The 13,757-nt window shown below is 67.3% G+C and carries 14 protein-coding genes; 11 read left to right on the top strand and 3 right to left on the bottom strand.

Features of this window, described 5'->3' with window-relative positions; translation table 11 throughout:
• The first annotated feature begins 63 nt into the window (after positions 1-63).
• From MTY59_RS06580 to MTY59_RS06550, 7 genes are all read left to right on the top strand, one after another.
• On the top strand, positions 64-1,056 hold the full coding sequence (locus MTY59_RS06580; RefSeq protein WP_221044960.1) for a pirin family protein: 993 nt from the start codon (positions 64-66) through the stop codon (positions 1,054-1,056).
• Positions 1,057-1,058: 2 nt separating this feature from the next.
• Positions 1,059-1,694 (top strand): TetR/AcrR family transcriptional regulator, encoded by a 636-nt coding sequence (locus MTY59_RS06575; RefSeq protein WP_221044959.1) that lies wholly within the window; start codon positions 1,059-1,061, stop codon positions 1,692-1,694.
• Between the two features lie 75 nt (positions 1,695-1,769).
• A complete protein-coding gene (locus tag MTY59_RS06570) occupies positions 1,770-2,711 on the top strand; it encodes a class I SAM-dependent methyltransferase (protein ID WP_221044958.1) in 942 nt (313 codons plus the stop codon).
• A 27-nt stretch (positions 2,712-2,738) separates the two neighbouring features.
• Positions 2,739-3,680, top strand: coding sequence for a class I SAM-dependent methyltransferase (locus tag MTY59_RS06565; RefSeq protein ID WP_221044957.1), 942 nt, complete (start codon positions 2,739-2,741; stop codon positions 3,678-3,680).
• Positions 3,681-3,791: 111 nt separating this feature from the next.
• Positions 3,792-5,357, top strand: coding sequence for an LCP family protein (locus MTY59_RS06560; RefSeq protein ID WP_221044956.1), 1,566 nt, complete (start codon positions 3,792-3,794; stop codon positions 5,355-5,357).
• Between the two features lie 164 nt (positions 5,358-5,521).
• Entirely contained in the window at positions 5,522-6,946 is a 1,425-nt protein-coding gene (locus MTY59_RS06555; RefSeq protein ID WP_221044955.1) for an aldehyde dehydrogenase family protein, read from the top strand.
• Between the two features lie 55 nt (positions 6,947-7,001).
• Positions 7,002-7,865 carry an SDR family oxidoreductase gene (locus MTY59_RS06550; RefSeq protein WP_221044954.1) on the top strand — a complete coding sequence of 288 codons (864 nt, stop codon included), beginning with the start codon at positions 7,002-7,004 and terminating at the stop codon, positions 7,863-7,865.
• Between the two features lie 27 nt (positions 7,866-7,892).
• Here MTY59_RS06550 and MTY59_RS06545 read toward each other — a convergent pair whose 3' ends face one another.
• Entirely contained in the window at positions 7,893-8,717 is an 825-nt protein-coding gene (locus MTY59_RS06545) for a tyrosine-protein phosphatase (protein WP_221044953.1), read from the bottom strand.
• Entirely contained in the window at positions 8,710-9,930 is a 1,221-nt protein-coding gene (locus tag MTY59_RS06540) for an acyl-CoA dehydrogenase family protein (RefSeq protein ID WP_221046288.1), read from the bottom strand. Before MTY59_RS06540 ends, MTY59_RS06545 begins: the two co-directional genes overlap by 8 nt.
• 116 nt (positions 9,931-10,046) lie before the next feature.
• Between MTY59_RS06540 and MTY59_RS06535 the strand changes: the two genes are divergently transcribed.
• From MTY59_RS06535 to MTY59_RS06520, 4 genes are all read left to right on the top strand, one after another.
• Positions 10,047-10,508, top strand: a complete 462-nt coding sequence (locus tag MTY59_RS06535) for a nuclear transport factor 2 family protein (RefSeq protein ID WP_221044952.1) — start codon at positions 10,047-10,049, stop codon at positions 10,506-10,508.
• A gap of 245 nt (positions 10,509-10,753) precedes the next feature.
• Positions 10,754-11,848, top strand: coding sequence for a Re/Si-specific NAD(P)(+) transhydrogenase subunit alpha (locus MTY59_RS06530; RefSeq protein WP_221044951.1), 1,095 nt, complete (start codon positions 10,754-10,756; stop codon positions 11,846-11,848).
• Positions 11,849-12,178: an NAD(P) transhydrogenase subunit alpha part 2 gene (locus tag MTY59_RS06525; RefSeq protein WP_064950966.1), complete on the top strand. Its 330-nt coding sequence runs from the start codon at positions 11,849-11,851 to the stop codon at positions 12,176-12,178.
• Positions 12,175-13,599: an NAD(P)(+) transhydrogenase (Re/Si-specific) subunit beta gene (locus tag MTY59_RS06520; RefSeq protein ID WP_221044950.1), complete on the top strand. Its 1,425-nt coding sequence runs from the start codon at positions 12,175-12,177 to the stop codon at positions 13,597-13,599. The genes MTY59_RS06525 and MTY59_RS06520 overlap by 4 nt, the downstream gene beginning before the upstream one ends.
• Before the next feature lie 27 nt (positions 13,600-13,626).
• Here MTY59_RS06520 and MTY59_RS06515 read toward each other — a convergent pair whose 3' ends face one another.
• Positions 13,627-13,752: a hypothetical protein gene (locus MTY59_RS06515; RefSeq protein WP_156745502.1), complete on the bottom strand. Its 126-nt coding sequence runs from the start codon at positions 13,750-13,752 to the stop codon at positions 13,627-13,629.
• Between the last annotated feature and the right edge of the window lie 5 nt (positions 13,753-13,757).

Here is a 13,757-nt window from a genome sequence, read left to right as displayed (position 1 = left end):
CGCCTCCGGAATAAGCGGACCCTAGTCCGGTTATATAAGGCATCCACTATATGAGGAGGCCAGATGCCTGCGGTCACGGCAAACACGCTGACGTTGCCACGAGTCAGCGGTCCCGGCCCCGCCGATACCGAGCGGCCGGTCCGATCGATCACCACCGGCCCTCGTGGCTACGAGGGCGAGGGTTTCCCGGTGGTGCGCGCCTTCGCGGGAGTCAGCACCGCCGCGCTGGATCCCTTCGTGCACATGGACCAGATGGGTGAGGTCGAGTACCAGCCGGGGGAGCCCCGGGGCACGGACTGGCACCCGCACCGCGGCTTCGAGACCGTCACCTACATGCTCGACGGAAAGTTCGCACACCAGGACTCGCACGGTGGTGGCGGCCTGATCGCCGACGGCGCGACACAGTGGATGACGGCGGGCTCGGGCATCCTGCACATCGAGACGCCGCCGGCCGAGCTGGTCGACAGCGGCGGGCTCTTCCACGGCGTCCAGCTCTGGGTGAACCTACCCAGGAAAGACAAGTTCGCGCCCCCGCGGTATCAGTCCATCGAAGGCGGCGACGCCGCGTTGCTCGCATCCGCGGACGGCGGAGCGCTGATCCGGATCATCGCCGGCGACATCGACGGACACCGGGGCCCCGGCGTCACCCATACCCCGATCACCTTGGCGCACACGACGATCCAGAACGGGGCCGAGCTCAACATTCCATGGCGGCGTGACTTCAATGCGCTGGTCTATGTGTTGTCCGGCAGCGGGTACGTCGGCCCGGTCGCTCATCCGATCCACCAGGGCCAGTTGGCGGTACTGGGTCCCGGGGATCGAATCACCGTGGGAGCCCGCCGGATCCAGGATCCAGGCCCGACGGCCGTTCACGGAGCCATTGATTTGCTGCTTCTGGGCGGTCGCCCGATTCGCGAGCCGGTATTCCACTACGGGCCTTTCGTGATGAACACCCGCGCGGAATTGATCGAGGCGCTCGAGGACTACCAAGCCGGAAAATTTGGCAGCATTCCGCCAAATGCGCTAATGCCGCACCGCGGGGGTGGCACACTCTAGCAATGCTTCCACGGGGGAACCGCAGGCCCGGACGGCCGCCTGCCGCGAAGGCTGACGAGACGCGACAGCGGATCATCCAAGCTGCCCGTTTGGTCTTCAGCGAACGCGGCTACGACGGCGCGACGTTCCAGGCCATCGCGGCGCGCGCTGACCTGACCAGGCCGGCGATCAATCATTATTTCTCGAGCAAGCGGGCGCTTTATCGGGAAGTGCTGGATGACACCAACGAATTCGTGATCGGGGCCGGCATCAAACAAGCCGAGCATGAGACCACGCTGGCGGCGCAGCTGGCGGCATTCATCACCGAAGCGACCAGAGCCAATAGAAAGAATCCAGCCGGATCCGCGTTCCTAATCAGCGGTGTGCTCGAATCACAGCGACATCCGGATTTGATAGCAACCGATAACGATTCCATACGGATCAGTCGGGAATTCCTGTTGCGCGTCATCAACCAAGCCATGGAGCGCGGCGAAATCGTCGCCGACGTCGATGCGACGGTAATGGCCGAGGCGCTGCTCGTGCTCGTCTGCGGAGTGGGCGTGTATGCCGGATACGTGTCGAGCCCCGAAAACCTGCTGGCACTCGTCGGGGTAATGCGCCAGCTCTTGGAAGGCGCATTCCGGCGGCCGGAGGCTTAGCGCTCGTCGGCGCGCAGTGAAGTTGCGCACAAAGCGCATAGGCTAACTAACTTATCCCGGTACGATGGATGGGATATGACTGACCTGGATGCCTCGTTGCCGCCGTCCGTACGGTCTGCCGGCGACAGTTGGACCATCACTGAACTCGTCGGGGCCACCGCACTGGGCGTGGCCGCGTCGCGCGCCGCGGAAACCGCCGGACCCAATCCGCTGATCCGCGACGACTTCGCGCGTCTGCTGGTCTCGTCGGCCGGCCCCGCGTGGGCGCGGCTGGCCGATCCCGAGCTCGGCTGGCTCGACGGTGACGAGCACGGACGGCGCTCCCATCGTTGCGGCATCGATTACCAGGCCGTGCGCACCCACTTCTTCGACGAGTACTTCGCGAACGCCGTCGGCGCCGGAATCCGGCAGGTGGTGATCCTGGCCGCCGGGCTCGACTCCAGGGCGTACCGGTTGGACTGGCCGGCCGGCACCACGGTCTACGAGATCGACCAGCCCCAGGTGCTGGAGTACAAGACCGGCATCCTGCAGCACCACGGCGCCGTGCCGTCCGCCATCCGGCACCCCGTCGCGGTGGACCTGCGTGACGATTGGCCCGCGGCGCTGACCGCCGCCGGGTTCGACCGCACCCAACCGACCGCCTGGCTGGCCGAAGGGCTGCTCCCGTACCTGCCCAGCGATGCCCAGGACCGGCTCTTCGAGATGGTCACCGCGCTCAGCGCGCCGGACAGCCAGATCGCCATCGAAATGTTCGGCATGAATTCCCGGAGCAACTCGCAGCGCTGGCTGCGGATGCGCGAGCGGCTCGGGCTGGACGTCAACGTCCAGGCGCTGACCTACCACGAGCCGGACCGTTCGGACGCCGAGGCATGGCTGGCCGACCACGGCTGGCACGTGCACAGCGTGAGCAACCGGGACGAGATGGCCCGACTGGGCCGTCCGGTACCCGACGACCTGGACGACGAGGCGGTCCGCAGCACACTGCTGCGGGCGCGTCTCGGCAAGCCCACCGCCTGACCAAGGATCCATCCAAGGAGCATCCCCATGAGTTCACTGCGCACCCACGACGACACCTGGGACATCAAGAGCAGCGTCGGCACCACCGCGGTCATGGTCGCCGCCGCCCGGGCGATCGAGACCGAGCAGCCCGACGCGCTGATCCGCGACCCCTACGCCCGGCTGCTCGTCAACAACGCCGGTGCCGAGGTCTTGTGGGAGGCCATGCTCGACCCGGACGTGGTGGCCAAGATCGAGGCCATCGATGAAGAATCCGCGGCCCGCATGCAGCACATGCGCGGCTATCAGGCGGTGCGGACCCACTTCTTCGACTCATACTTCGCCGACGCCGTCGCCACCGGGATCCGGCAGGTGGTGATCCTCGCGTCGGGCCTGGACTCGCGGGCATACCGCCTCGACTGGCCGGACGGCACCACGGTTTACGAGATCGACCAGCCCCAGGTGCTGGACTACAAGACCACCACGCTGGCCGAAAACGGCGTCAAGCCTTCCGCCGATCGTCGCGAGGTGGCGATCGACCTGCGGGAAGACTGGCCCGCCGCGCTGCGCGCCGCCGGATTCGACCCGGCCCAGCCGACCGCCTGGCTGGCCGAGGGACTGCTGATGTACCTGCCCGCCGAGGCCCAGGACAAGCTGTTCACCCAGATCGGCGAGCTGAGCCCGGCAGGAAGCCGCGTCTCCGCCGAAACCGCACCGATGCACGCCGAGGAGCGGCGCCAGCAGATGCGGGAACGGTTCAAGAAGGTGGCCGAAGAGCTCGGCCTGGAGGAGACCGTCGACGTGGGCGAGCTGATGTACCGCGACGAGCACCGCGCGAACCTCGCCGACTGGCTCAACGAAAACGGCTGGCGCGCCACGGCGCAGAACTCGATCGACGAGATGCACCGCCTGGGCCGCGGGGTGCAGAGTTCCGAGGTGGACGAAGACCGGGACGCCTTCTCCGACTTCGTGATCGCCGAGCGGCTGTAAAGCCACGCTGCGAGGCGCCTAACCTCGTAGACCCGTCGCACGTCAACCCGTTGGCTCGCGGTCCCGGTTACCGGGAATTCGCCTGGTCATCGGGGACAATGGTCACTCATTATGGGCAGTGGCGGATCCGACCGGTCGCACCGTTGGGCGCTGCGAAAGGGCCGGTCCGTCGCCGCCGTCGCTTCGGCCGCGGTCATGGCGATCACCGGTATGGGCTGGACGGGCTATCACACCGCGCTGGGCAAGATCATCATTTCGCATGCGCTGCAGAATGGGGCGACGACACTGGACGGCAACCAGAACATCCTGCTGATGGGTCTGGACAGCCGGCTGGACCAGAACGGTAAGCCGCTACCCCAAGACGTCTACGAGGCGCTGCACGCCGGTGACGAGAGCTCGGGCGGCTACAACGCGAATGTCCTTATCGTCGTGCATATTTCGGACGGCGACGGGCCGGTGACCGCGATATCGATTCCGCGTGACGACTACGCGGAGTTGCCGGGCTGCCCGGGATCGGTCTGCACCGGCAAGATCAAGCAGGCGTACGGCCTGGCCTACCAGCAGTCGCTGAATTCGCAGGCAGCCGGGAATTCGGGCGGGGCGGGCGCCACCAACTTGACCGCTCGCGAGCAGACCGCGCGCGAGGCCGGCCGCAAAGCCGAAATCAACGCCGTCAAAGACTTTCTGGGCATCTCGGTCGATCACTTCGTCGAGGTCACGCTGGGCGCGTTCTTTCAAATCGCCAAGGCCGTCGAGCCGATCACGGTGTGCCTCAATGCCGATACGCGGGACAGCTATTCAGGCGCGGACTTCCACCAAGGCGTTCAGCGCATCGACGCCGCGGACGCGATGGCCTTCGTGCGGCAGCGGCGCGACGAAAACGACGGCTCCTTCACCGATTTCGACCGCACCCGGCGACAGCAGGCGTTCCTGGTGTCGTTGGTCAACGCGGCTCGCAGCGGCGGCGCGCTGTCCAGCGTCAGCGGGCTGCGCAAACTGCTGCAGGTCGCCCGCGACAACGTCGCCGTCGACGACGGGCTGGACATCATGGAATTCGCTTCGCGCGCCTCGCAACTGAGCGAGCGGCCGCTGTCGCTCTATACCCTGCCGATCGCCGGCTTCGGCAAAGACGCCAACGGGTCCGACATCAACCAGGTCGACCTGCCGACCATCCGGCGCATCGTCAACGAGCGCTTCATGTCGGATACGGCGGTGGCGCTGGAGGCCGCATCGCCGTCCACCCAGCCCCCGCCGGCGCTGGCCGAACCCGCGATTCTCGACGTCGTCAACGCCACCTCGCGGGACGGACTCGCGGGTGCCATCGAGGACACTTTCGCCGGTCGCGGCTTCACCCGCGGCAGCGCCACCACCGCGGCGGCCCCGGCCGACGACAGCGTCATCGAGTACGGCCAGGGGGCCGACCGGGCCGCACAGGTTCTGGCCGATCAACTGCACCTGCCGGTGACGGCGAACAGCGCCGTGGCCGCCGGCACAGTGCGGCTGACCGTCGGACCGCAGTTCCCCGCATCCGACTACCTGGCCCACCCCGGTGCGACGACCGACCCATCCGGGTCCGGGCAGGTGAGTGCCGTGGCCGCCACCGGCACCGGCGATCGTGCGCCGGCACCGACCGACCTCAGCCAGATGACCGCCGCCAACGTGCCCTGCGTCAAGTAACCGCGCCGGTCATCGCGCGTGCGGACCGAGCGCTGGGGCTATCCGACGCGGCGAGACCGGGGTTGGCACGGATCCTTCCTATTGCTCTCCCAACCGGATGGTTAGTATCGCGGATATCACCGACGAGCGGCCGCCATGCGGCGGGACCCTGCTCGGGAAGGACAATGATGACCACCGAATCGGTTGCATCGAAAACCTCGGACACCACGAACGGGACCGCACCGACCGACATCCCCGCCACGGTTGCCCGGCTTCGCCAGACCTTCGCCACCGGACGCACCCGCGACATCGAATGGCGCAAGCGCCAGCTGCTGCAACTGGTGAAGCTGATGGAGGAGAACGAGGCCGCGCTTGCCGCGGCGCTCGCCGAAGACTTGGACCGCAGCCCGTTTGAGGCCTACATCGCCGACATCGCCACCACCGCCGGCGAAGCCAAGTACGCGGCGAAGCGGGTGCGCCGGTGGACGCGCCGCAAGTACCAACTGCTCGAGCTCCCGCAGCTGCCCGGACGCGGCTGGGTGGAGTACGAGCCCTACGGCACCGTGCTGATCATCGGCGCCTGGAACTACCCGTACTACCTGACGCTGGGCCCCGCGGTCGGAGCGATCGCCGCCGGAAACGCCGTCATCCTCAAGCCTTCGGAAATCGCGGCGGCGTCCGCGCACGTGATGGCCGAGCTGGTGCCGAAATACCTCGACAACGACGCCATCGCGGTGGTCGAGGGCGACGGCGCGACGAGCCAGGAACTCATCGCCCAGGGGCTGGACCGCGTGCTGTTCACCGGCGGCACCGAGATCGGCCGCAAGGTCTACGAGGGTGCGGCGCCGCACCTGACCCCGTGCACCCTGGAGCTCGGCGGCAAGAGCCCGGTCATCGTCGCGGCGGACGCCGACGTGGAGGTGGCCGCCAAGCGGATCGCCTGGATGAAGCTGCTCAACGCCGGGCAGACCTGCGTCGCACCCGATTACGTCCTGGCGGACGCCGCGATTCGCGATGAACTGGTCGACAAGATCAGCGCCGCCATCACCAAATTCACCTCCGACAAGCCGGACGGCATGCGGGTGGTCAATCAGCGCCAGTTCGACCGGATCAGCGGTTACCTGTCCGGAGCCGACGGCAAGGTCACCGTCGGCGGGGCGTGCGACGCGTCGAGCCTGCGTATCCAGCCCGCCGTCGTGGTGGATCCCGACCCGAACGGGCCGCTGATGCAGAACGAGATCTTCGGTCCGGTCCTGCCGGTGATCACCGTCCAAAACTTGGACGAGGCAATACGTTTCGTGAACTCGCGACCCAAACCGCTGTCGGCCTACCTGTTCACCAAGCGGCGCGAGACCCGCGAGCGGGTGATCAAGGAGGTGCCGGCCGGCGGCATGCTGGTCAACCACATCGCGTTCCAGGTGTCCACGGCCAAGCTGCCATTCGGCGGTGTCGGCGCGTCGGGAATGGGCGCCTACCACGGCAAGTGGGGGTTCGAGGAGTTCAGCCACCGCAAGTCGGTGTTGACCAAACCCACCCGGCCGGACCTGTCGAGCTTCATCTACCCTCCGTACACCGAGCGGGCTTTCAAGATGGCCCGCCGGATGTTCTGACACGTTGCTTCAATTCGATTGCTAGAACGAGTTTTTCACAGCAGAGAGGAAACTTATGCCCGGAGTGCAGGATCGCGTCATCATCGTCACCGGAGCCGGTGGAGGACTGGGTCGCGAGTACGCCTTGACCCTCGCCAAGGAGGGCGCCAGCGTCGTCGTCAACGACCTCGGCGGCGCCCGTGACGGCACCGGCGCCGGCCACAACATGGCCGACGAAGTGGTCAAGGAGATCAAGGACGCCGGCGGGCGGGCGGTTGCCAACTACGACAGCGTCGCCGAGTCCGAGGGCGCCGAGAACATCATCAAAACCGCGCTCGACGAATTCGGCGCCGTGCACGGCGTCGTCAGCAATGCCGGCATCCTGCGCGACGGCACCTTCCACAAGATGTCCTTCGAGAACTGGGACGCCGTGCTCAAGGTGCACCTCTACGGTGGCTACAACGTCATCCGCGCCGCGTGGCCGCACTTCCGCGAGCAGAGCTACGGCCGCGTGGTCGTCGCCACCTCCACCAGCGGGCTGTTCGGCAACTTCGGCCAAACCAACTACGGCGCGGCCAAACTCGGCCTGGTCGGCTTGATCAACAGCCTGGCGCTGGAGGGTGCGAAGTACAACATCCACGCCAACGCGGTCGCCCCGATCGCGGCGACCCGCATGACCGAGGACATCCTTCCCAAGGAAGTGCTCGAGAAGCTGACGCCCGAGTACGTCGCACCGGTGGTCGCCTACCTGTGCACCGAGGAAAACCCCAACAGCGCTTCGGTTTTCGTGGTCGGTGGCGGCAAGGTGCAGCGCGTCGCGCTGTTCCAGAACAAGGGCGTCAACTACGACAAGCCGCCGACGGTGGAGGACATCGCCTCGCACTGGGGCGAGATCACCGACCTGTCCGCGGCAAAGCAGGCCGATTTCAAGCTGGGGTAGGCCAATTTCGACCGGGTGGTCAGCGAGTCAGGCGAGCAGCTCGCCGCGCAGACGTTCCACGTCCGCCTCGCTGACACCCGCGTCGCGCAAATAGGCGTCCAGCGACCCGAATTCCTGGTCGATGGTCTGGCGTGCGGCGTCGAGGTATTCGGGACGCACGCCGAGGACACCGTCGGCGAGCCGGGCCTTGGTGAACGTGACGACCTCCGGGGTCAATTCGACGTCGGGGCGCCGCTGGATCATCTCGTAGATGTGCTCGCGCAGTTGGGGCACCGCGGCGTTGCTGCGCAGGTAGTCGGCGACGATGGTGTCGCGATCCACGTCGAGCACTTCCAGCACCGTGGCGATCACGAAACCCGTGCGGTCCTTGCCCGCGAAGCAGTGCGTGAGCACCGAACGCCCGGCGGCCAGCATCGAAAAGACCTGCCGCACAGCACGTTGCGCGCCATTGCGGGTCGGGAATTGCCGGTACTCGTCGATCATGTGCCGGATGGCGGCCTCGTTGACCTCTTCGTCGGATTGGCTGACGTCGCCCTCGAACAGCCGCCGAAACGCGGTCTCGTGCGGCGCGTCGTCATCGCTGGGCTGATCGTCGCCGAGGTCGGGCAGGGGGAGCCGGTGGATCTCGATGCCGTCCGGAACCAGACCCGGACCGCGCTTGGTGACCTCCTGGTTCGCGCGCAGGTCGGCGACGTCGGTGATGCCCAACTCGCGCAGCGTGGTGCGGCCCTGGTCGTCGAGCCGGCTCAGCTCACCGGACCGGAACAACCGCCCGGGGCGCAGCGCCGGCGCGCCGTCGGCGACGTCGCGAAAGTTCCACCCGCCGGACAGCTCTCGCAGCGCCTCAGTCATTCGGTGTGACCGCCGCGGCGAAGGCCGCCTGTTCGCGGCCGATCTCGGTGCGCGCGATGGTCCTCATGTGCACTTCGTCGGGCCCGTCGAAGATCCGCATGGCGCGGTGCCAGCCGTACAGGCGGGCCAGCACCGTGTCGTCGCTGACGCCGGCGGCGCCGTGCACCTGGATCGCCCGGTCGATGACGTCGCAGGCCACCTGCGGCGCCACCGCCTTGATCTGCGAGACCAGCAGGTGCGCGGCCTTGTTGCCGTGCTGGTCGATCGTCCACGCAGCCTTTTCGCAGAGCAGTCGGGCCTGGTCGATTTCGTTGCGGGACTTGGCAATTGCCTGCTGCACCAGGCCCTGGTCGGCCAGCGGCCGGCCGAAGGCGATGCGGTTGTTCGCGCGGTGCACCATCAGCGCCAGGGCGCGTTCGGCCCCGCCGAGCGCGCGCATGCAGTGGTGGATGCGGCCCGGACCCAGCCGGGCCTGGGCGATGGCGAAGCCGCCGCCCTCCTCACCGAGCAGGTTGGTGGCCGGCACCCGGACGTTGTCATAGACGATCTCGCAGTGCCCGTGCTGGTCCTGCCAGCCGAACACCGACGTGGAGCGCAGCACGCTCACGCCCGGGGTGTCCATCGGCACCAGCACCATCGACTGCTGCTGGTGACTCGCGGCCTCGGGGTTGGTACGCCCCATCACGATCAGGATCTTGCACCGCGGGTCGGCCGCGCCCGACGTCCACCACTTGCGCCCGTTGATGACGTAGTCGGCGCCGTCGCGCACGATGGCCGTCTGGATGTTGCGGGCGTCGCTGCTCGCGACCGCCGGCTCGGTCATCGAGAAGGCGCTTCGGATCTCGCCGGCCAGCAACGGCTCCAGCCACTGCTTGCGCTGCTCCTCGGTGGCGAACAGGTGCAGGGTCTCCATGTTGCCGGTGTCCGGGGCCGCGCAGTTGATTGCTTCGGGGGCGAGTTCCAGGCTCCAGCCGGTCAGCTCGGCCAGCGGGGCGTATTCGAGGTTGGTCAACCCCGACTCGGCCGGCAGGAACAGGTTCCACAGGCCCCGCTCCTTGGCCTTGGTTTTGAGTTCCTCGATGACGGGCGGGACCGTGTGGTCGTTGGGGCCGGCTTTTTCGCGGTATTTGTCGTATTGGGCCTCGGCCGGAAAGACGTATTCCGTCATGAAGTCGGACAACCGCTTGTGGTAGTCGCTGGCTTTGGCCGACATCGCGAAGTCCATGCCCGTCACGATAGGACACGTGTCGAGTCGCCGCGTTTCCGGTCGTCAGCGCGATGCTTACACCGCGGTGAAAACACGCCGGCGGGGGCGGCACGATGGACGGCATGAGTGAATCCCGCCCCCCGTTGCCTCCGTTCACCCACGAAACCGCGCTGCAGAAGGTGCAGGCGGCCGAGGACGCGTGGAACAGCTGCGACCCTGAGCGCGTCAGCCTGGCCTACACGGTCGATTCGCACTGGCGCAATCGAGACGAGCACATCATCGGCCGCAACGAGATCGTGGCGTTCCTGACTCGCAAGTGGCAGCGCGAGCTGGATTATTCGCTGCGCAAGAGCCTGTGGAGTTTCAACGGCAACCGCATCGCGGTGCGTTTCCAATACGAGTGCCACGACCGGTCCGGCCAGTGGTACCGCAGCTACGGCAACGAGCTGTGGGAGTTCACCGAGTCGGGACTGATGGCGCGCCGCGAAGCCAGCATCAACGACGTGCCCATCGACGAGTCGCAGCGGCGCTACTTCGGGCCGCGCCCCGAGTCCGAACACGGCCAGGAGATCCCGCTCTGGTAGCGCCGCGCAATCGAACCCGCGCACAACGCCGTCTTGTGACGTCACAACGGCGCGGGCGCTACTGCATCGGGTGGTGGCGGCGAACCATCGACCGAAGCGGTGATCACCCGGGGCAGGGGTATCCCGCCGTGGGCGTTCGCGCGTCCATGGTGAAACCTGGTTAAGGTAGCGACGCGCGGCCGAGCCGGCGCCACGCCCATCGGCAGGGACAGTACGGGAAAGTACGGAAAGTAGATGTACGCGCCATGACAAATGCGCAGACGACGGTAGGAGTGGTCGCCGAATCCGGCGCCGACGAGCGGCGGGTCGCGCTGGTGCCGAAGGCGGTCGCGTCGCTGGTAGCCAGCGGCGTGGCGGTGGTCGTCGAGTCCGGTGCGGGCGAACGGGCGCTGCTGCCCGACGCGCTCTACACCGAGGCCGGGGCCAGCATCGGGGACGCGTGGGGCGCCGAGGTGGTGGTCAAGGTCGCGCCGCCGACCCAGGCCGAGGTCGCCAAGCTGCGCAGCGGTCAGACGCTGATCGGTTTCCTCGCGCCGCGCAACGCCGAGAACTCCATCGGCGCCCTGAAACAGGCCGGCGTGCAGGCGTTCGCGCTCGAGGCCATCCCACGTATCTCCCGCGCCCAGGCCATGGACGCGCTGTCGTCGCAGGGCAACGTGTCCGGCTACAAGGCCGTGCTGCTGGCGGCCTCGGAGTCCACCCGGTTCTTCCCGATGCTGACCACGGCCGCCGGCACCGTGAAGCCCGCCACCGTGCTGGTGCTCGGCGTCGGCGTGGCCGGGCTGCAGGCGCTGGCGACGGCCAAGCGGCTGGGCGCGCGCACCACCGGGTACGACGTCCGCCCCGAGGTCGCCGACCAGGTGCGGTCAGTGGGCGCGCAGTGGCTCGACATCGGCATCGACGCCTCCGGTGAGGGCGGCTACGCCCGTGAGCTCACCGACGAGGAGCGCGCCCAGCAGCAGAAGGCGCTGGAAAAGGCGATCAGCGGATTCGACGTCGTGATCACCACGGCGCTGGTCCCGGGACGCCCGGCGCCGCGCCTGGTCACCGCGGCCGCGGTGGAAGCGATGAAGCCCGGCAGCGTGGTGGTGGACCTGGCCGGCGAGACCGGGGGCAACTGCGAGCTCACCGAGCCCGGGCAGACGGTCGTCAAGCACGACGTCACCATCGCCTCGCCGCTGAACCTGCCGGCCACCATGCCCGAGCACGCCAGCGAGCTCTACAGCAAGAACATCACCGCGCTGCTCGACCTGCTGATCACCGACGGCAAGCTGGCTCCCGACTTCGACGACGAGGTCGTCGCGGACTCCTGCGTAACTCGCGAAAAGGCGGAGGCCTAGATGTACGACGAGCTACTGGCCAACCTGGCGATCCTGGTGCTCTCCGGATTCGTCGGGTTCGCGGTCATTTCCAAGGTGCCCAACACGCTGCACACGCCGCTGATGTCGGGCACCAACGCCATCCACGGCATCGTGGTGCTGGGCGCGCTGGTGGTGTTCGGCTCGGTCGAGCACCCCTCGCTGGCGGTGCAGATCATCCTGTTCGTCGCGGTGGTATTCGGAACGCTGAACGTCATCGGCGGATTCATCGTCACCGACCGGATGCTGGGCATGTTCAAGGGCAAAAAGAAACCGGTGCCCGCCAAAAGTGAGGAGCCGGCGGCCAAATGAATTACTTGGTAATCGGCCTGTACATCATTTCCTTCGCCCTCTTCATCTACGGCCTGATGGGCCTGACCGGGCCCAAGACGGCGGTGCGAGGCAACCTGATCGCCGCGGTGGGTATGGCGCTGGCCGTGGCGGCGACCCTGATCAAGATCCGCCACACCGACCAGTGGGTGCTGATCATCGCCGGCCTGGTGGTGGGCGTGGTGCTCGGCGTCCCGCCGGCTCGCTACACCAAGATGACCGCGATGCCGCAGCTGGTGGCCTTCTTCAACGGCGTCGGCGGTGGCACGGTCGCGCTGATCGCGCTCTCGGAATTCATGGAAACCAAAGGTTTTTCGGCCTTCCAGCACGGCGAGTCACCGACCGTGCACATCGTGGTGGCCTCATTGTTCGCCGCGATCATCGGCTCGATCTCGTTCTGGGGATCCATCATCGCGTTCGGCAAGCTGCAGGAGATCATCTCCGGATCGCCGATCGGCTTCGGCAGGGGGCAGCAGCCGATCAACCTGCTGCTGCTGGCCGCCGCCGTGGCCGCCGCGGTGGTGATCGGTCTGCACGCGCATCCCGGCAGCGGCGGGGCGCCGCTGTGGTGGATGATCGGGCTGCTCGCCGCCGCGGGTGTGCTCGGTTTGATGGTGGTGCTGCCGATCGGTGGCGCCGACATGCCCGTGGTCATCTCGCTGCTGAACGCGATGACCGGGCTCTCGGCCGCGGCCGCGGGCCTGGCGCTGAACAACACCGCGATGATCGTGGCCGGCATGATCGTCGGCGCGTCCGGTTCGATCCTGACCAACCTGATGGCCAAGGCGATGAACCGTTCGATCCCGGCGATCGTCGCCGGCGGCTTCGGCGGTGGCGGGGTCGCCCCGAGTGGTGGCGACGCCGGCGACAAGACCGTCAAGGCCACCTCGGCCGCCGACGCCGCCATCCAGATGGCCTACGCCAACCAGGTGATCGTGGTGCCCGGCTACGGCCTGGCCGTCGCGCAGGCCCAGCACGCCGTGAAGGACATGGCGGCCCTGCTGGAGAACAAGGGCGTCACGGTGAAGTACGCCATCCACCCGGTGGCGGGCCGGATGCCCGGGCACATGAACGTGTTGCTGGCCGAGGCCGAGGTCGACTACGACGCCATGAAGGACATGGACGACATCAACGACGAATTCGGCCGCACCGACGTCGCGATCGTCATCGGCGCCAACGACGTCACCAACCCGGCGGCGCGCAACGACGCGTCCAGCCCGATCTACGGCATGCCGATCCTCAACGTCGACAAGGCCAAGTCGGTGATTGTGCTCAAGCGGTCGATGAACTCCGGCTTCGCCGGCATCGACAACCCGCTGTTCTACGGCGAGGGCACCAGCATGCTGTTCGGCGACGCAAAGAAGTCGGTGACCGAGGTCGCCGAGGAACTCAAGGCGCTGTAGCGACAAAAGCGCCTGTGCGCTGGGAGTTTAGACGGGCGGGTACGCCGGCGGCGGGTATCCGTTTCCGTCGGTGACCCCGCGCAGTCCCCAGGTGAAATACCGCATGAAGAACTCGATCTCGTCGCTTCCGTCGTAATCCGGACTCGGATCCATCGGCC

Origin of the sequence: Mycobacterium senriense, assembly GCF_019668465.1 — a bacterium.
GTDB classification, from domain to species: Bacteria; Actinomycetota; Actinomycetes; order Mycobacteriales; family Mycobacteriaceae; genus Mycobacterium; species Mycobacterium senriense.
This window is presented reverse-complemented; position numbering and strand designations above follow the sequence as displayed.